Consider the following 18,997-nt stretch of genomic DNA (forward strand, 5'->3'; position numbering starts at 1 on the left):
CAGTGTGCAAATACAGTTTTTGTTTTAAATAAGTAATATTTTATAACAATCACTTTAGGTTAAAAACAAAAAGTACTTTAATTTTACTTCACAAAACATCACATGTATGCTAGGTTATGTATACGCTTTAATAAATATGAAATTATACTGTCTTTCTTATCATCAAGGAGGTTAAGTGTGGTTCATTGTATAAAAAAGGCACTCTTCGTTCTTTTATTCCTTCTCATCAGCACGCCAAGTTATGCTGTTTTTGCCGGCAAAGTTATCACGAGGCAACATGAATGGCACCATGGTAATGGGTCATTCGATACACTTTCTTTTTTTCAGCAAATAACGCACGATGGTGGACCTCACTCCATCTATTTCTGGGGTCACCAATTTCATTTTAAAAATGGCAAAAGTGGCTCTATTGGTTTATTCAACCGAGGCACTCGCACCGTTCATTTTTCTATCTGGAATGCAACAGGATGAAAGAGTCATAAATGTCAACATTTCACCCATCAAGGCTCAGGAGTCCGCTGTGAAATTGAATTTCCATGGAAAATTGGATCTCGATATAGATTAGATGTTTCCAAGAATGGAAATCTGGTTACAGGAACAATCATTGATCTTATAACCAATAAAGAAACGACCGTTGGTGTTATTGAAGTCCCAAAATCATTTGGCAAACTCCATAAATCTTCCAGTTTTGTTGAAGACCATTCTCGTTGGAAAAGGCATCTGACTTCCTGTTATGTGTTAAGTCCGCAAAGTTCCACCTTTTTCAGACCTATAGGTGATTATAAATACCAAGCAAGCATAAAAGCCTCTGCTACGGGCCCCTGTCAAGATCCTTACGTCGTGCAAGTAGCATGTCAATTTGGCAGTATGTGCATGAATAGTATAAGCGACCTTGGGGGATTAGCCTCACCAGAATCCCATGGCATCCCCATTGCCAACGGAAAAGATCTTTCTGCACAAACTCTCTCAGATAAATTGAAAAAAGAAGAGCTTATCATCATTCGTTTAAAATATCTTGCTTGGTCACCCAGTATCTTTTTCCCACCCCCTAGCCCCTTTATGTGGAAATCAATCTTCGTGGATAATCAAGCAACCTTGAGCTCCTCAATTCACACCAACCATGAGATACGAAAAATAATCACAAACCAAAAGATCATGTATATGTCTGATGGAAAAACGTGGAAGATTATGAAAACAAATTAACCTCTCTCTTTTATAAAGAGACAATCCCTCACCTTTAAAAAACGAGAGTGAGGGATAATTTTTGCCTCTTCACGATTGCTTGATGATTGCTTTGTCTGTGTTCTGATTACTTTTTATTCTAGAGAAAAGAATGCTTTAATTAAAAAAATCTTTATTTTTTCAAACGCCTCACTTCTCCCTCCAGTTTCAAACTTCTACCTTTTTCTCAAACAAAAAAGATCATGATCTTTAAGCATCAAAGAGCAGACATGAAAGAGTTTTCAAAAGCGAAAATTCTTTCATACCCACATGTTAGCAAACACCTAGAACTTTTCTCAACCCTAGAACTTTTCTCAACCCCAGAACTTTTCTCAGTCCTAGAACTTTTCTCAACCCCAGAACTTTTTCTCAGCCCTAGAACTTTTCTCAGCCCTAGAACTTTTTCTCAGCCCTAGAACTTTTTCTCAGCCCTAGAACTTTTTCTCAGCCCTAGAACTTTTTCTCAGCCCTAGAACTTTTTCTCAGCCCTAGAACTTTTTCTCAGCCCTAGAACTTTTTCTCAGCCCTAGAACTTTTTCTCAGCCCTAGAACTTTTTCTCAGCCCTAGAACTTTTTCTCAGCCCTAGAACTTTTCTCAGCCCCAGAACTTTTCTCAGCCCCAGAACTTTTCTCAGCCCCAGAACTTTTCTCAGCCCTAGAACTTTTCTCAGCCCTAGAACTTTTTCTCAGCCCTAACGTCTTATTTTGAATAAGAAATCTCACTTTTCCTATTTATTTACAACCTCTACCTCTAGACAAATCATATTTTTAATATTTTGAAATGCTTTGCTCTTTTTATTCTTCTTCATTACTGATTTGCGGTGGAGGAGGCAAGATATAAGCCCCTGAAAGCCATCGATTAAGATCAATGGCTCGACATCGTGTTGAACAGAATGGATAGGCATTTTGTTGTGCCATTTGCCCACAAATTGGACAAGGATGGGCAGGACGCGTTGTTGATGATGTTTTTTTACAATCTGTTTCTTTTTTCTGTGTCTTTGTTGTTTGTTTGGGCATTTTGCTTCATTTTTTACTGTTTTTCATTTTTCCACTCTGCGTTTTTTTAAGATTTGCCCTAGCTTTGGGGTCTTTCATATCTTCCCCTAATACTGTTCTCCCGCCCAATTTTCCAGCAGTGGAAAACGATAAGCCAACAACAAATCCATTGTTTCAGCCAATGGTAAGCCAACTACATTGGAATAAGAACCAACGATATTGACGACGAACGCACCGGCTTTTCCTTGAATAGCGTATCCTCCAGCCTTTCCCTGCCATTCACCAGAAGCCAGATAAGCCCTCATCACGGGGGCAGTTAACCGTTTAAAACGGACACGACTTTCGACCAATTTCACGACTATTTTTCCACTGTCATTGAGCGCACAAATACCACCATAAACCTTGTGCGATCGTCCAGAAAGGAAACGCAAACATTCATAGGCCTCATCTTCACTTTCTGGTTTAGGGAAAATAACGTTTCCCACAGCAACCACGGTATCAGCGGCTAAAATGACAGTTTTTTCTGCTAACAACTCTGCTTTTTTCTCCACCGATAAATTGACGTTACTATTTTTTTTCCCCCAGAGCAGTGTTTTTTGGGCTTTAAGCGCTTTTTCCCTTGCCAACCGTTTGGCCAGATTTGCCGGATGTTCTTTTAATTTTGGTGTTTCATCGATATTTGTAGCGTGCACATAATGAGGATCAAGGCCAATTTGTGCCAACAGCGCTAACCGACGCGGAGAAGCCGAAGCGAGCACCAACTGTGTTTCTTGAACAAGATTTTTTTTAAGACGGACTTTTCCTAAGAAGGTTTCCTTTAAATTTTGCATTTTGCCCCTCAAGGATTCTTTTAAGCCATCTCCCAATTTTTTTGGCTTCATTCATATTTTTTGCTTCTATATGCTTCAATAGTTTCATGCATTCTTTAAAAACACTTTAATTTATTGCCTTTTCTGCTTTTCACTTTTATCTGCTTTTCACTTTTGGAACAAACATAAAGAAGTTTTAGAAACGAGCAAGAACACTGCTTTTACAGCACACCAGAACCATTTTTGGTTTATTTATAGCGATAGATAATACGCCCTTTTGTCAAATCATAAGGGGTCATTTCCACCATGATTTTATCACCGGCTAACACACGAATGCGATTTTTTCGCATTCTTCCTGCGGTATGGGCAATAATTTCATGATCATTTTCCAGTTTCACGCGAAACATCGCATTCGGTCAGAGTTCCGTTACGATACCAGAAAATTCTAAAACTTCTTCTTTTGACATAAACAATTATTTCCTTTACAGTGTACATATTTTCTCATTATGCGCTATTTTTCAGCGTTCATACCTTATTTTGTTGGTTTTGTGAACAAGAATTCAACACAAAAGGAAAGGTTTTTCCTTTGCGAGTGTTGCATTGCCCATCATTTTGATAAAATGAAAGGCATCTTCTCTATCAAGTTGTGCAATCCTTTAAAAAGCGATGATCACGATACTCTCACCATAACCACACCTCACTTTTGCATAAGCTTTCAAATCAGCATTTTTATGAAAATGAATGATATTGATGGGGTTCATTTCATTTTCTTATATTAAACAACAATGAATTTTGAAAGATCACATTCCTCTTTTAAATTTACTAAAGAGCGTTTTCATCTTTTGAAAAGTCACCCACTTGCGCAAAGTTTAAAAAGCAAAAAGTAAATTATATTTTTCTTGTATTTTTCCAAAATCTTACACCACCCTATTATCCTGCGCTTTTGAGCAATCTCATAAACGCATATCGGCAATGTGGATATCCTCTGTGGATATGCTTTCGCATTTTTTGTAGCGTATTTTTGCGCGTTTACCGCATTTTACGCACTATACTCGACCTCTTCTTCACCCCCACATATCCAACTTCATTTCAATTCTCCCTCACTCAACTTTTTACCGCCTCCTTTTCCTTTCCCCATTTGCAACTTTTAATCTTTCTAGCAAATTTCTTCCATTTTCTCCCATGATGTTCTCCGCATAGTCCCTCCATGTGTATTATACATCCCCGCGAGTTTTCCTCCTATTCCATGACATTAGCCACAGCACGCACACTCAAAATCCACTCTCTTTCCTTCTTACGCTTTTGCTTTTTCACGCTTTCGCATTTCCACGTTTTCACACTTCTACACTTTTACGTTTTTACATTTTCACGCCTTTACAGAAACATTACAGCTTGCAAACACCCCTTCAACAACAGCACCTGAATATGTATTATACGCCCTCGCCTGTTTCCCCCCTATTCCATGACATTAGCCACAGCACGCACGCTAAAAATCCACTCTTTTCCCTTTTACGCTTTTGCTTTTTCACGCTTTCGCATTTCCACGCTTTCACACTTCTACACTTTTACGTTTTTACATTTTCACGCCTTTACAGAAACATTACAGCTTGCAAACACCCCTTCAACAACGGCACCTGAACATGTATTATACACCCCCACCGGTTTTCACCCCCCTATTCCATGACATTAGCCACAGCACGCACCCTAAAAATCCGCCCTTTCCCTTTTGCGCTTTCACATTTTCACGCTTTCACATTTCCACGTTTTCACACTTCTACACTTTTACGTTTTTACATTTTCACGCCTTTACAGAAACATTACAGCTTGCAAACACCCCTTCAACAACAGCACCTGAATATGTATTATACGCCCTCGCCTGTTTCCCCCCTATTCCATGACATTAGCCACAGCACGCACGCTAAAAATCCACTCTTTTCCCTTTTACGCTTTTGCTTTTTCACGCTTTCGCATTTCCACGCTTTCACACTTCTACACTTTTACGTTTTTACATTTTCACGCCTTTACAGAAACATTACAGCTTGCAAACACCCCTTCAACAACGGCACCTGAACATGTATTATACACCCCCACCGGTTTTCACCCCCCTATTCCATGACATTAGCCACAGCACGCACCCTAAAAATCCGCCCTTTCCCTTTTGCGCTTTCACATTTTCACGCTTTCACATTTCCACGTTTTCACACTTCTACACTTTTACGTTTTTACATTTTCACGCCTTTACAGAAACATTACAGCTTGCAAACACCCCTTCAACAACAGCACCTGAATATGTATTATACGCCCTCGCCTGTTTCCCCCCTATTCCATGACATTAGCCACAGCACGCACGCTAAAAATCCACTCTCTTTCCTTCTTACGCTTTCACATTTTCACGCTTTCGCATTTCCACGTTTTCACACTTCTACACTTTTACGTTTTTACATTTTAACGCCTTTACAGAAACATTGAATCTTAAAAACGCATTTTAAATGGCGGCATTTTAAATCACTCTTCCAGATTCTCTTGTCTCTTTAAAGAAAAGCATTTCTCAACTTTTGTTTTTGGATCTTTCAGGTTTTCACTTTTTTGCCTCTTTTCACCAATCGATGCATCACAATGCATAACAAAGTCGACAGAGACGAACAGATAAAAAACATTGGCTTCATTCTATTCTTCAAGGGAAAAAAGCGCTGTTATGAAAGACGATCAAATCCTCTTCATAAATGAACCCTTCCCTTTAAACAGCTCTCAAGGATTTGATCAAAGAGGAAAATTGTATGAGGTTTAGCTTGTCTTCGTTTTTTCTCTTTAAGTGCCCTTATAAGCTGTTTGCTTTCATCATGATTCCACAGCCGCGTGAGAGGGACAAAACAAGCCGTTGTGGTTCTTCCGTCAAGGAACCCCCTACGGGGCGCCTAACGGCGTCCTTGACGTAAGAACCAAGGATTGTTAGTCCTCTCATAAACGCGGGTCTGGTGTCATGATTTTGGAGAGCGTTCCTGAGCGTTTGAGAGGCGGACAGCCTCTCATGATAAAAGTGACGTAGAGGGAACGCGCTCCCATAGAGCGCTGTAGTGACCAATCTATACGAGCAAGTAAGCGCAATAAAAACAACCATTTTTCATCAACCAGCGGTATCCACCCTGATAGGAAGTGGATTGTGGTCAAGTTTTACCAGATACGGCTTATTTTGGAATATTGTCTATCCGTTTAAAGAAACATTCAAGCGATCATTTGCGTTATTGGTTAGGATCAAGGGGGTTATAATCACCATTATTTTTTCTCCACTCTTCTGGCGGCTCAAATTGGCTAGACCATAATCCTTGTTGTGTTTTTTGCGCTGTAAATTATAGGTCTTTATAATCTGCTGGCGAGGGAAAATGGAGCTGATCTTTTGTCACCACCATCATTCCTTCTGCAAGCCCCAAGCGTGCGAGGTCAACTCCATCGACAAAACACTGGGCGTAGTAAACTTGTTTTATGACACGCGTTTGCCGACAAGTAACATTTTTATCGATTGTTTTAGTCACAAGCCAAGCGGTAATGAAAGCACCGCATGGCCATTTAATTCCATTTCGAGAGGCGAATTGCCGTGTTTCACAGGATTCGACACCATATAATCGGATATTACGAACAATTTTTTTTCTCCATCCCTCATCTATAGGTGTAACCATTTTAAAAGTGATACCACTTGTTACCTGTATAGCACCTGAATAGACTGGAACATTTTCTTCATAAAATTGTGTCGATAATGATAGTGTTTTTTGCCTGTAAGCATGATCTGTCAATTTTACATCCTGCTTTAAATTAGATACTCGTAACGATTTTTCTACTGTCTCTTTTATGTTTTGCACAACGGAATATTGGTTCAAATCTTCAGAATTCTTACTAAAATAAAAAAAACATGTAAGAATAATACAAATAAAAATCAAAGATTTAAAGAATAAATAAAGAATTTTTTTAAAAAGTATCATTTTGAATATTATTCAATTTAGTAAAAAAAGTTAAAATTTTGTAATTAAACAGTAGCGTTAATTATTTTTTTTAGCTATGTAAGAAAAATTTAAATATTAATAGCGGAAAAGGGGGAATTTTTCATGTTGAAAATTTACCAAAAGTCCACTGATGGACACTCTTTACAAAAATTAACTGTATCAAATTCACAAAAGAAATGGTTAACAACAGTACTTATGCTATTTATTGCATTTGTAGCCCTCAGTGATCCAGCTTTTGCGCAAAGTTTCGGAAAAATCGAAAGTGCTCTTCAAAAAATAATTTCTGCCTTAACAGGTCCCATTGCAAAATCTATTGCAACTATTGCGATTGCCGGTATTGGTATTGCATGGATTGCTGGTTATGTTGAAATGCGGAAAGCTTTCTTTGTTTGTGTTGGTATCGGCATTGTTATGGGTGCATCGCAAATTGCATCAATGCTTGCGGGTTGATTTAGACATACATTTCAAAATCATGAAAGAGCGCGATAAATTAACAGAGGATACATTATTTCTTGCTTGTACACGTCCCGCAATGATTGCGGGCGTTACAGTAGAAGCCATGGGGTTAAATGCTATGGGGACAATGATATTGTTTATTATGACAGGCAATATTTTTCTCATAACACTTGGCATTGCCATACATTTTATCTTCAAAGAAATTCTCAAGCACGACCATAACAAATTTCGTATTCTTTTTATATGGCAACAAACAACGGTTTTTTCTAGCAACTCTCATTTATGGGGCGGAGCCAGTCTTTCTCCATTGCGATTAGTTCGCACTTATGAGGAATTGAAATGAACAGCATAGAGCGCAAGCGTGAAAAGCAGCCGGAAGCCATTATTCCTTATGTTCGTCATGTTAACAAACATGTTATCGCATTGGAATCTCGCGCTCTTATGACGGTTATTCAACTTGAGGGTATTAATTTTGAAACTGCTGATATAGCTGATTTAAATGTGCTTCATGAACAATTAAACAACTTGTTTAAGAACATTGCTGATGAACGGATAGCAATTTACAGCCACATTATCAGAAAGCGTGAAACGATTTATCCGGATGGCACTTTCAGATCAGAATTTGCCAAGCAGTTAGATGATAAATACCGTGAACGGATGGTTTCTCAAGAGCTGTATCGCAATGATCTTTATCTTTCTATTTTGTGGAATCCACATGTTGATAAAGCGGATAAATTGGTTGATTTTTTTAAGCGTTTGGGAAAAGCAAAAGAGACAAAAACGGAAGTTGACTCAGAGTCTGTACGCAAGCTTGAAGACGTTACGACGGATATTATTCAAAATTTACAGCGCTATGGGGCGAGAAAGCTTAGTCTTTATGAACATGAAGGCAATATTTTTTCACAGCAGAGTGAATTTATTCATCAACTGGTAGGTGGGCGTCGTGAACGTACAACGTATTGATTTATAATGATAATTTACTGTTTTGCATATTGAATGAGACCCCCGAATATTGTAAGATTCTCTCAATTCAAATCATCTTATGTTCAATCAATTAAAGTCACTTATTTGCACGTCATAAGTGGGGTTGGTGTGTGGGTAAAAAACAGTTTAGAAAGGAACAAAAATGCCTTTAATGAATCGTCTTAATGCAAGGGCTGTCGCAACATTGGGGGCTGGCAAATATAATGATGGTGCCGGCTTGGTACTTCATAAGCGTAAAGATGGTGGTGCTCAATGGCTTTTACGCTATACTATCCACGGGCGCCGTCGTGAAATGGGATTGGGTGCTTTAAGAAATGTCTCTTTAAAAAAAGCACGTGAATTAGCAACTCAATGGCGTTCTGTTTTGCATGAAGGTCGTGACCCCATTAAAGAACGTGACAAACAAAAGCGTGAGGCAATGCGTAATCTGCATTATCTAAAAGATATCGCTTTAGATACTTTTGAAACTCGTAAAGCAGAATTAAAAAATGATGCTAAAGATGGGCGTTGGTTTTCACCTTTACAACTTCATATTCTCCCTAAGTTAGGTTGTATGCCGGTTTCAGAAATTACTCAAACCGATATACGCAATGTCCTCGCTCCCATCTGGCATACAAAAGCTGGAACAGCAGAGAAAGCTCTCATTCGTCTTAATATTTGTCTCAAACATACTGCTGCAATGGGATTGGATGTTGATTTACAGGCTACAGAAAAAGCAAAGGCTCTTTTAGGCAAACAACGTCATAAAATCAAAAATAGACCAGCAATGGATTGGAAAGATATACCGGCTTTTTATAAAATACTTTGCAAAACACCAACTCTAACACAACTGGCTTTGCGTTTGCTTATTTTGACAGGTGTTCGTACCTATCCTTTGCGTCATATCCATAAAGATCAAGTTGAAGATGATATATGGACCATCCCTGCTGAAAATATGAAAGGAAAACGTGATGCTACAACAGAGTTTCGTGTGCCTTTATCAAATGAAGCATTAGAAATTTTGAAACAAGCGCGTCCTCTCTCTCGTAATGATTTCTTTTTTTCTGCAACTGGTCGTGGTCCTCTTGCTGATACTTGTATGTCACAATATATGAAAAAAATTGGACTTGAAGCCTGCCCGCATGGTTTTCGGTCTAGTTTACGCGATTGGCTAGCAGAAACAACTGATGCCCCTTTTGAGGTAGCAGAAACCATTCTAGGTCATGTGGTCGGTGGACAAGTAGAGCGTGCTTACCGTCGTACTGATTATTTAGAACAGCGCCGTGTTTATATGGATAAATGGGCTGCCTATGTTACGGGGCAATCTTAAAATATGGGGTCTTGTACCCCATTTTTACTTCATTATCTGTGGATAACTTTCTCTCTTCGTTTACTCATTTTTGCTCAATAAGATTCATAAATTATCAAATGAGAAAATACATCATAAAGTACTGTTTTTTATGATTAAACTTACTTTCAAATCTCAATAAAATATGGTTAATAAATACTTATGATTTGTTACTATTTTTAGATTGAAAGGATTTAGTTATGACTGAAAATGATGTTCTTCTTACAGACCGCGAAAGTGCAAAATTATTGCATATAAGCGTTTCAACATTCCGTCGCCATGTGACCAATGGAGCTTTACCAAAACCTTTAAAATTTGGTTCTTTATCGCGTTGGTTAAAATCGGATCTGTTGAATGTGATTGAAAAAGCCAAAACGCAACGTCAACATCTCAGTGATGTGGCATAAAAAAACCTTGTCACGTAAGGACGGACAAGGCTTTCTCAAATTATCGTAAATTGAAAATAGCAAAAACCGTCCTGTGACGCAACGTCTAAGGATGCGAAAATGTATCATTTTATAAATGCTCGGGGCATTACAAATGCCTTGCGGGGTGTCTGGTATGGTGCTTATGGACTTGCTCGCTGCCCTGCTCATGATGATCAAGTGCCTAGTTTATCCCTTGCCAATGGAAATGATGGGCGGCTCTTGCTTTATTGTTATGCCGGCTGCTCTTTTAAAGAGATCTTACAAGCTCTTAAGAGCATTGCTCTTATCAATACACAAACATGTTTTGATAAAACTTATGATTATAGGTTTTCTCTCTCAAAACAGTTTTGTTCTGAAGATAACAAGGCAAAACAGAAAGCAGAGAGAGCTCAAAAGATTTGGAAGCAAAGTCAACCAATTAAAGAGACCTTAGCAGAGCTTTATTTACGCAAGCGTGGTATCACTTGTAACTTGCCTCCCTAGTTTACGCTTTCATAGCAAATGCCCTCATCCCTCTGGGAAAAACATCCCCGCGTTGGTTGCTCTTGTTGAGGGTGGTGGCTCCTTTGCAATCCATAGAACCTTTTTACAAGACAATGGATGCAAAACAGAACAGTTACCAACAAAAGCGATGCTTGGCTCTGTTAAGGGCGGTGCTGTGCATTTATGCCAAGCCAATCACCAACATCTGGTCATTTGTGAGGGAATTGAAACAGGTCTTTCTCTGCTGTCTGGTCTGTTATCAGAGCCTGTGACTTTATGGGCATCCCTCTCAACCAGTGGCATGGTGCATGTGAATTTACCTCATATCAAATCAAAAACCCATCTCACCATAGCTATGGATGGCGATGATGCGGGTCGTAAAGCAGGTTTTGCCCTTGCTGCCCGTGCTTATCGCCAAGGCTTCAATGTCTTGATGATGCAAGCTCCCCATGGCTCTGACTTCAACATTTTATTATTAAATTATGAAAGATAAAAAAATGACAAAAAATATTCTAGAAAACAATGAAAATAGTTCGGTAAATGATACTGATAACGATAACAACCCTGTCTCTTTAAAAGATCATCCCTGTTTACAAGCCATCCCTTATGAACAGGCTTTGCAACAAATGGGATGGGGCGAATTAAAACCGATTAACACCGCTCTTTTACCGGTCGAGCCTTTTAATATTTTACAAATGCCTTATAGACTAAGCAGATATGTTTACGATATTGCTGACCGTCAACAATCGCCTCTCGATTTTGTGGCTGTCTCTGCTATCTGTGCTTTAGCTGCTCTGATTGGCAATGGCGTGCGCATTGCTCCAAAACAGCATGATAATTGGTACATTGTTCCTAATCTATGGGGGGCTATTATTGGTAACCCTTCTACACGAAAAACACCGGCTTTGAAAACCGCTCTTCAACCCCTTGCTGATCTTCAAACAGAAGCTTTGCAAGCTTACCAACAAAAGAATAAACAAGCAGAGATTGAACAGGCTCTTGAGGCGCTAAACCAAAAACAAAAGAATAAACAAGCCGGCAAAGCTTTAAAGAATGGAGATACCCAAGCTGCCCGTTCTATTTTAGCTGAAAACATAACCAAAGATAACCAGCAGGATGAGGAAAATTCACGTTTTATTGTCAATGACACAACGGTCGAAAAGCTTGGAGAATTACTCAAAGAAAATCCACGTGGGTTACTGTTAGTTCGTGATGAACTTTCTGGTTTTTTAGCAAATATGGAGCGGGTTGAATATCAATCGGAGCGGGCTTTTTATTTGGAAACCTTTAATGGGGATGGTCAATTCACCTATGACCGTATTGGACGTGGAACCCTTCATATTCCCAATGCAACGCTTTCTATCATTGGAGGGATTCAACCCTTAAGGATTATGCCCCTTATTCAGGCAATGCTTTCTGGGAAAGGAGATGATGGTTTATTGCAACGGTTTCAAATGCTGGTGTGGCCGGATGAAAACCAAGAGTGGGAATGGAAAGATAAAAATCCCAATCAAGAAGCCTATCAAGAATATGAAAAGGTGCTTCGTTCTTTTTATGACAAACCCTTAGGATCACCTAAGCACCCGCGGATCATGCGCTTTGCTGCTAATGCTCAAGAATTGTTTCGTGAATGGTGGGAAAATCATCATAAAGAAATCAAGGAAAGCAAAGTTTCTGTCTCTTACCAAGCGCATCTTTTAAAAATGCCAAAAACCATAGCAAGCCTTGCCCTCATTATCGAACTTGTTGAGGATGGGCGTTTTGAGATCACTTTGCCTTCTCTCTCAACAGCCTTGCGTTGGTCAAACTATCTGTTAAGCCATGCGAAACGGTTTTATACTGCGGGTGATATCTTGGTAAAGGAGCGTGCAAATTTGATTATAGAGCGTTGTAATTGCTTACCTGAGGTTTTTACTGCTCGTGATATCTACAGACGCTGCTGGGCGCATTTAAAGGACAAGGAAGCGGTCAAACAAGCTTTAGAGCTTTTATGTCATACAAACCACATTCGCAAAAAGTTCATAACCCATCAGACAAGTAAATCGAGTACCTATTATGAATGGCATCCTTTGGTAAAAAACAAGAATGCAAAGCAATGAAATGAATGAACAAAAGATGATTTTAAAGAGTGCTGGCAAAAGAGAAAGATATGATCTGAATGGATAGTCTAACTCAGGTCATATTCTTGTCAGTCATTATTGTTGATTTACCCCCCTCATTTTAAAAAACACCTTTTAGCAAAAAGTAAAAAACATTATATTTCAATGTGTTAGTGTGTTTTGAGAAATAATCAGTGCTAATAAGATGATCTGTATAGACAATTAATGATATCAATTGAACAAAACCTGTCAGTATCTGTCAAAAAATTTAACTGACACCATTTATGATTTTAGTGATCATAAAACACTTCAAAACAATCATTTTGATCTCTTAAAACACAGTTCGAATTTGTTTTTATTTCCGTAAAATGAATAGCAAATTTCACTACTTTGCTGTTTATAGGCTGTTTATAATTGCAACTTGTTAAATTTTTTTGACGTATTTGGTGGGTTTTCGCGCCATTTTGGTTTATTGGGTACTCGATATTTGTTCTAAATGTATTTATGAAACGCCATTGTGATTCTTACACTGTTAATGAGTCAATGTCATAAGGTATGGAGTTTCTCTATAATGTCTCAAACCCTCAATTTTGATAATAAACAAGTCACTTTACGCTCTCTCTTACAATCCTATCGTGAAAAACCAATCTCAGATCAAGAAAAGCAAAAGGCTTTCGAAAAGTTTGTGATTGCTTATCTCACACAAGACCCTCTCCAATGCCAAGAATATGAAACGGTCCAAAGCTATAGAGACGTGGCTGATGTGCATGGATGGAAAGGAAGCGATGAAGATACGGATATTGATCTGGTGGCAAAAATCCGTGATTGCAATGAGTATGTCGCCATTCAATGTAAATTTTATGAGACAAATTATCAGATCACGCAAGAGAATATTGAGAGCTTTATCGCCATCTCAGGTAAAAATCGTTTTAAATATCGCCTTCTTATTGATAGCACGCAAGGGGAATTAAGCGAAAACGCTAATACCATGATTGAAGGACAAGCGGTTCCGGTTTATCGCATTAATCTCTTCAATATGGAAGACAGTGCAATCGATTGGGGGATTTTTGAAACCGAAGGGAAAATTGTTCTTAAAGATAAGAAACAAAAGTTGCCTTTTACCCATCAGAAAGAAGCCATTGAAGCGGTCTGTGAGGGTTTAAAAGAAGCAGACCGTGGCAAGCTGATTATGGCTTGTGGAACCGGTAAAACCTTTACAAGTCTTAAGATAGCAGAAACTCTTGCTGGTCAAGGCAAGCGTGTTTTGTTTTTGGTGCCTTCTCTTGCTCTTATGTCACAAACAATACGAGAATGGACAGCGGATGCACAAGTCCCGTTGCGTTCCTTTGCTGTGTGTTCGGATAAGCAAATAGGCAAGCGGCGTCTCAATAATGATGATGCTGCTGAATTGAGTGCCTCGGATCTTGCCTTGCCTGTCACAACCGATGCGCAAATGCTTGGAGAGAAAGGGAACAAAGTTTCTCCCCATGTTATGAATGTCGTTTTTGCTACTTACCAATCCATCCAAGTGATTGCTGATGCACAAAAGGACCATGATTTACCTGAATTTGATCTGATCATTTGCGATGAAGCCCATAGGACAACGGGGGCGGCTTTGGGAACCGATAAAAGTGAATCTGATTTTATCAAGGTTCATGATAACAGCATTGTTCAGGGCAAAAAACGTCTCTACATGACCGCAACCCCGCGCATCTTTAGTGACCATGCGAAAAGGCGTGCGGATGAACTTGATGCCGTGCTGGCTTCTATGGATAATGAAACAATCTATGGAAAACAGCTCTATTTTTATAGTTTCTCCGATGCCGTCAAGAATGAACTCTTAACGCCTTATAAGATTATTGTCTTGGGTGTGGATGAAAAGTTCGTACGTGATACTCTTGAGATTCCTACCAACCATAAGAATTATGAACTTACTCTTGATGATAGAACAAAGATCTTAGGCTGTTACCAAGCTCTTAGCAAAATCGATCTGAAAGTTGATCTTGGTGATGACCCTAATCCCATGCGCCGTGCTTTGGCTTTTTGTAAAGATATTAAAACCTCGCAACGCATTCGTGATACCTTTGAAGGCAAGGGTGTTAAGAGAGCTTTCCGTAAAATCCATAAAGAACACAAAGATACCCCCCCTCTGATCTGTGAGGTACAACATATTGATGGGAAAGATGGTGCCAAGAAACGAACGGAATTGCTTGAATGGTTGGAAGCTGATGCGGGGGAAAATACCTGTCGTATCTTAACCAATGTTCGCTGTCTCTCAGAAGGTGTGGATGTCCCTGCTCTTGATGCGGTGATGTTTTTACACCCGCGCAAAAGCCAAGTGGATGTCATACAGGCGGTGGGGCGTGTGATGCGTCGGGCTCCCAATAAGAAAAGAGGCTATATCATTTTACCGGTTGGCGTGCCGGCTGGGATCTCCCCCGAATTGGCTTTAAAAAACAATAAGAAATACAGTGTTGTTTGGCAAGTTCTCAATGCTTTGCTTGCTCATGATGAAAATTTTAGCAAAACCCTTAATCAAATGAACTTAGGGCAAGATGTAAGTCCTATTATCGATATTGTCACGGTTTCTCAAAAGATGGAGATAGAAAATGTGACAACCGTTGTTGATGATGTGCCCTTACAAGCGAAAACAGAAAGCGCACATGCTTCTTTTGCTACGACTGTCCGTAAATCCCTTTCTCACCATAATGGGCAAGGACAATTGCCTCTGTATAAGGCATTTCCCAATGCTTTTAGGGCATTTCTTGTCAAAAGATCTACTATGAGTGACTATTGGGAAAACTGGGCTGGTAATGTTGCTGAGATTGCGCAAAACCATATCAATCGCCTGCAAAACATGCTTGCTGATGAAAAGAGTAAAGCATGCCGTGCGTTTGATGCGTTTCATGAGGAATTAAAAAACAACTTAAACAGTGATATCAAGCAAGAGGAAGCTGTTGAGATGCTTGCACAGCATCTTGTCACGCGTCCTGTTTTTGAAGCTTTGTTTGATGGCAATCAATTTGTTCAAAACAATGCCATCTCACAAGCAATGGAAAAGATCTTAAAGGAATTAGACAAGACAAATATTGAAGAGGAGACAAAAGAGCTTAAAGAGTTTTATGACAGTGTCAAATTCCGTGCCTCTGGGATTACCGAACCCCATGCAAGACAAAATCTGATTATCAAACTTTATGAAAGCTTTTTTGCCAAGGCTTTTAAAAGAACCACCGATAAGCTTGGGATTGTTTACACCCCTGTTGAGGTTGTGGATTTTATTATTCATTCGGTTGATGATGTTTTACGGAAGGAATTTGGCAAGAGCCTTGGTTCACGAGGTGTCTCTATTCTTGACCCCTTTACGGGAACAGGTACTTTCATAACAAGGCTGTTGCAATCTGATCTCATTAAACCAGAGGATATGGAATATAAGTTCCGTCATGATATCCATGCCAATGAGATTGTTCTTTTAGCTTATTACATAGCAGCGATTAATATTGAATCGACTTATCATAGTCTTATGAAAGGAGATTATATTCCCTTTAAACATATTGGTTTAACCGATACGTTTCAGATGCTTGAAGAGAAAAATCTGCTGCAAGAATTGTTTAAAGAAAACAGTGAATATTTGGAACTTCAGAAAAATCTCAATATTGAAGTGATTATTGGTAACCCTCCTTATTCTATTGGACAGAAAAGCGAAAATGACAACGCAAAAAATACTCCTTATCCACTCTTAGATAACCGTATTCGTGAAACCTATGCTGCTCACTCAAAAGCAACTAGTACGCAAAAGCTATATGATAGTTACATTCGTGCCATTCGTTGGGCAAGTGACCGTATTGAAAATGCTGGGGTTATCGGTTTTGTAACAAATGCAAGTTTTGTTAATGGATATTCTATGACAGGTTTACGTAAATGCCTTGTTGAAGAATTTAGCAGCCTTTATATTTTCCATTTACGGGGAAATGCCCGAACTTCTGGTGAGCAGCGTAAAAAAGAAGGTGATGGAATTTTTGGTGAGGGATCACGAGCACCTATTGCCATCTCTATTCTCGTAAAAAATCCAGAGTCCAAACAGCATGGTAAAATATATTTCTATGGTATTGAAGATTATCTCAAGAGAACAAAAAAACTCACGGTAATCGAATCCTTGGGTAGCATTGAGGGTATTACACGGAGTGAACACAGTTGGAAAATCATTACACCAGACAAACATGGTGATTGGATAAATCAACGTGATGAAAGTTTTAAAGCGTTTTTAGCCATGGGTGTTAAGGAAGGTCATGATGAAAAGCTCTTTAAAAACTTTTCGTGTGGCATTTCAACTAGTCGTGATGCGTGGGCTTATAACTCAAGTCGTGAATCTTTAGCAAAAAATATGCGTAATATGGTTGCGTTCTATAATAGTGAAGTAGAACGTTTTAATAAGACCCATCCACATATTGACCGTAAAGCACGTGCAAAGGCTGTAAATAACTTCATAAATTTGGATGAGAAGAAGATAAGTTGGAGCCGTGCACTTAAACAAGAATTAGCAAAAGAGAAGATTTTCAAATTTGAAGAGGCATATATTACTCAGAGTTTTTATCGCCCTTTTACACGACAGTGGCTCTATTACAATCGCATCTTCAATGAAATGATTTATCAAATGCCGCGTATATTCCCTATGGGAAAAGCAGTTGAAAATAAGGTAATTCAAATTACAGGTACAGGAGCAATAAAAGGTTTTTCTGTTTTGATGAGTAATGCTTTGCCTAACCTCGATTCAATAGAAAAAAGTCAATGTTTTCCACGCTATATTTACGAAGATATTGCTGTTGCAAAAGATAAGAACGAAGAACAAACTCATTTATTTACAAATTCTGCAGAAGAAAGCGAAACCACCGGTTTACAACGTCGTGATGCCATTACTGATGAAGGATTAGCATATTTTGAAGCTGCTTACCCTAATGAGACCATAACTAAGGATGATATCTTCTATTATGTTTACGGTCTTTTGCATTCAGAAGATTACCGTGCTCGCTATGCTGATAATCTCTCTAAGGAACTCCCTCGCATCCCTTGCGTAAAGAGCACTGAAGATTTCTGGGCATTCGTTAATGCGGGTCGTGAATTAGGCAATTTGCACGTCAATTATGAAACGGTAGACCCTTATCCCGTGACCTTTAAAAAAGGCAATCCAAAACTTACAGAAATCTCTAATCCTGAGACATTCTATTACGTTACAGAAATGAAATTCGCAAAAATCAAAGATAGTAAGGAAAAGGATAAAAGCACTGTTATTTACAATAGCAATATCATAATAACAGATATACCTAAGGAAGCTTATGAGTATATCGTAAATGGTAAATCTGCTCTTGAATGGGTTATGGGGCGGCAATGTGTAAAAACTGATAAAAAGAGTGGCATTGTTAATGATGCCAATCGCTATGCTATTGAAACAATTGGAAACCCTGCTTATCCATTGGAATTGTTCCAAAGGGTTATTACGGTAAGTTTAGAAACAGTGAAGATTGTTAAAAACCTGCCAAATTTGGAATTAAGAGAAACTGAATAGATTTATGAATCATGCCAATCTCATAAGAGGTATAGATCTTATAACCATAATCTATACTCTCTTATTAGGTTGCTTACCTATAATCTTAAAAGGAGTGATTTACCATGCGCTCTTCTAAAAAGAGATGATAAGATTTTTTACATTGCCTTTAAAAGATTAACTCGCAATCTCAAATGAGAGCATCATATCTTTCAAAAGCTCTCTTTAAAGAGAATTATGCGTATTAATAGGTTGCATTTATCAATAGAGATTGTTTTTTGAACAATTGATAAAACATAATATATTGAAAAATAATGCTTTTTATCTTTTTAGTGTTTTTTTTCTTTAAAACACAAAGTTTCAAAACTCAAAACCCTCTTTAAATCTATAAGTTACTCTTTATAACATACCGCATAATTACAAACGGTCTTTTGAGAGGCTTTAAAGGATTATATTCCCTCTCATAAAACATGGTTTAAACATTCATTAAAATCATAAATGGTGTCAGTTAAATTTTTTGACAGATACTGACAGGTTTTGTTCAATTGATATCATTAATTGTCTATATAAATCATCTTATTAGCACTGAATATTTCTCAAAACACACTAACATATTGAAATATAATGTTTTTTACTTTTATTTAAAAGTTTTTTTTTAAA

14 protein-coding genes and 3 pseudogenes are annotated in these 18,997 nt (G+C 38.4%); 12 read left to right on the forward strand and 5 right to left on the reverse strand.

From position 1 onward, the window contains the following. Positions 1 to 177 precede the first annotated feature (177 nt). Both LNM86_RS09650 and LNM86_RS09655 read left to right on the forward strand, forming a co-directional pair. Positions 178 to 471 (forward strand): hypothetical protein, encoded by a 294-nt coding sequence (locus tag LNM86_RS09650; protein WP_241437505.1) that lies wholly within the window; start codon positions 178 to 180, stop codon positions 469 to 471. Between the two features lie 21 nt (positions 472 to 492). After that, positions 493 to 1,203, forward strand: a pseudogene (locus LNM86_RS09655) (DUF3472 domain-containing protein); the annotation flags it as partial. Positions 1,204 to 2,016: 813 nt separating this feature from the next. On the opposite strand, the gene yacG reads toward LNM86_RS09655, so the two are convergent. The 3 genes from yacG to infA all read right to left on the reverse strand — a co-directional run bounded on the left by yacG (position 2,017) and on the right by infA (position 3,433). After that, positions 2,017 to 2,238: a DNA gyrase inhibitor YacG gene (gene yacG / locus LNM86_RS09660; protein ID WP_241437506.1), complete on the reverse strand. Its 222-nt coding sequence runs from the start codon at positions 2,236 to 2,238 to the stop codon at positions 2,017 to 2,019. A gap of 86 nt (positions 2,239 to 2,324) precedes the next feature. Further along, positions 2,325 to 3,047, reverse strand: coding sequence for a Maf family nucleotide pyrophosphatase (locus LNM86_RS09665; RefSeq protein WP_241437507.1), 723 nt, complete (start codon positions 3,045 to 3,047; stop codon positions 2,325 to 2,327). A gap of 227 nt (positions 3,048 to 3,274) precedes the next feature. Continuing rightward, the gene (infA, locus tag LNM86_RS09670; RefSeq protein WP_241437508.1) at positions 3,275 to 3,433 is read right to left on the reverse strand and encodes a translation initiation factor IF-1; all 159 of its coding nucleotides are present in this window, start codon (positions 3,431 to 3,433) and stop codon (positions 3,275 to 3,277) included. A gap of 1,055 nt (positions 3,434 to 4,488) precedes the next feature. Between infA and LNM86_RS09675 the strand changes: the two genes are divergently transcribed. Beyond that, positions 4,489 to 4,710: a hypothetical protein gene (locus tag LNM86_RS09675; RefSeq protein ID WP_241437509.1), complete on the forward strand. Its 222-nt coding sequence runs from the start codon at positions 4,489 to 4,491 to the stop codon at positions 4,708 to 4,710. Positions 4,711 to 4,920: 210 nt separating this feature from the next. Continuing rightward, positions 4,921 to 5,142 (forward strand): hypothetical protein, encoded by a 222-nt coding sequence (locus tag LNM86_RS09680; RefSeq protein ID WP_241437509.1) that lies wholly within the window; start codon positions 4,921 to 4,923, stop codon positions 5,140 to 5,142. 842 nt (positions 5,143 to 5,984) lie between these two features. Here LNM86_RS09680 and LNM86_RS09685 read toward each other — a convergent pair. Then, on the reverse strand, positions 5,985 to 6,194 hold the full coding sequence (locus LNM86_RS09685; protein ID WP_241437510.1) for a hypothetical protein: 210 nt from the start codon (positions 6,192 to 6,194) through the stop codon (positions 5,985 to 5,987). Positions 6,195 to 6,373: 179 nt separating this feature from the next. Next, on the reverse strand, positions 6,374 to 6,814 hold the full coding sequence (locus tag LNM86_RS12995) for a nuclease (RefSeq protein ID WP_372712432.1): 441 nt from the start codon (positions 6,812 to 6,814) through the stop codon (positions 6,374 to 6,376). Positions 6,815 to 7,123: 309 nt separating this feature from the next. Here LNM86_RS12995 and LNM86_RS09695 point away from each other — a divergent pair, with 309 nt between their 5' ends. The 8 genes and pseudogenes from LNM86_RS09695 to LNM86_RS09730 all read left to right on the forward strand — a co-directional run bounded on the left by LNM86_RS09695 (position 7,124) and on the right by LNM86_RS09730 (position 18,358). After that, positions 7,124 to 7,471, forward strand: coding sequence for a TrbC/VirB2 family protein (locus tag LNM86_RS09695; RefSeq protein WP_241437511.1), 348 nt, complete (start codon positions 7,124 to 7,126; stop codon positions 7,469 to 7,471). A 22-nt stretch (positions 7,472 to 7,493) separates the two neighbouring features. After that, positions 7,494 to 7,820, forward strand: coding sequence for a VirB3 family type IV secretion system protein (locus LNM86_RS09700; RefSeq protein WP_241437512.1), 327 nt, complete (start codon positions 7,494 to 7,496; stop codon positions 7,818 to 7,820). Beyond that, a pseudogene (locus LNM86_RS09705) lies at positions 7,817 to 8,428 on the forward strand (transporter); the annotation flags it as partial. The gene LNM86_RS09700 and the pseudogene LNM86_RS09705, both read left to right, overlap by 4 nt. 175 nt (positions 8,429 to 8,603) lie before the next feature. Continuing rightward, positions 8,604 to 9,770: a tyrosine-type recombinase/integrase gene (locus LNM86_RS09710; RefSeq protein WP_241437513.1), complete on the forward strand. Its 1,167-nt coding sequence runs from the start codon at positions 8,604 to 8,606 to the stop codon at positions 9,768 to 9,770. 218 nt (positions 9,771 to 9,988) lie between these two features. Then, positions 9,989 to 10,195 carry a helix-turn-helix transcriptional regulator gene (locus LNM86_RS09715; RefSeq protein ID WP_241437301.1) on the forward strand — a complete coding sequence of 69 codons (207 nt, stop codon included), beginning with the start codon at positions 9,989 to 9,991 and terminating at the stop codon, positions 10,193 to 10,195. A gap of 99 nt (positions 10,196 to 10,294) precedes the next feature. Further along, a pseudogene (locus tag LNM86_RS09720) lies at positions 10,295 to 11,192 on the forward strand (DUF7146 domain-containing protein). A 4-nt stretch (positions 11,193 to 11,196) separates the two neighbouring features. Next, positions 11,197 to 12,798 carry a YfjI family protein gene (locus tag LNM86_RS09725; protein ID WP_241437514.1) on the forward strand — a complete coding sequence of 534 codons (1,602 nt, stop codon included), beginning with the start codon at positions 11,197 to 11,199 and terminating at the stop codon, positions 12,796 to 12,798. Between the two features lie 571 nt (positions 12,799 to 13,369). Beyond that, positions 13,370 to 18,358: a DEAD/DEAH box helicase gene (locus tag LNM86_RS09730; protein ID WP_241437515.1), complete on the forward strand. Its 4,989-nt coding sequence runs from the start codon at positions 13,370 to 13,372 to the stop codon at positions 18,356 to 18,358. Positions 18,359 to 18,997 lie beyond the last annotated feature (639 nt).

Source organism: Bartonella machadoae (genome assembly GCF_022559585.1).
Taxonomy (GTDB): domain Bacteria; phylum Pseudomonadota; class Alphaproteobacteria; order Rhizobiales; family Rhizobiaceae; genus Bartonella; species Bartonella machadoae.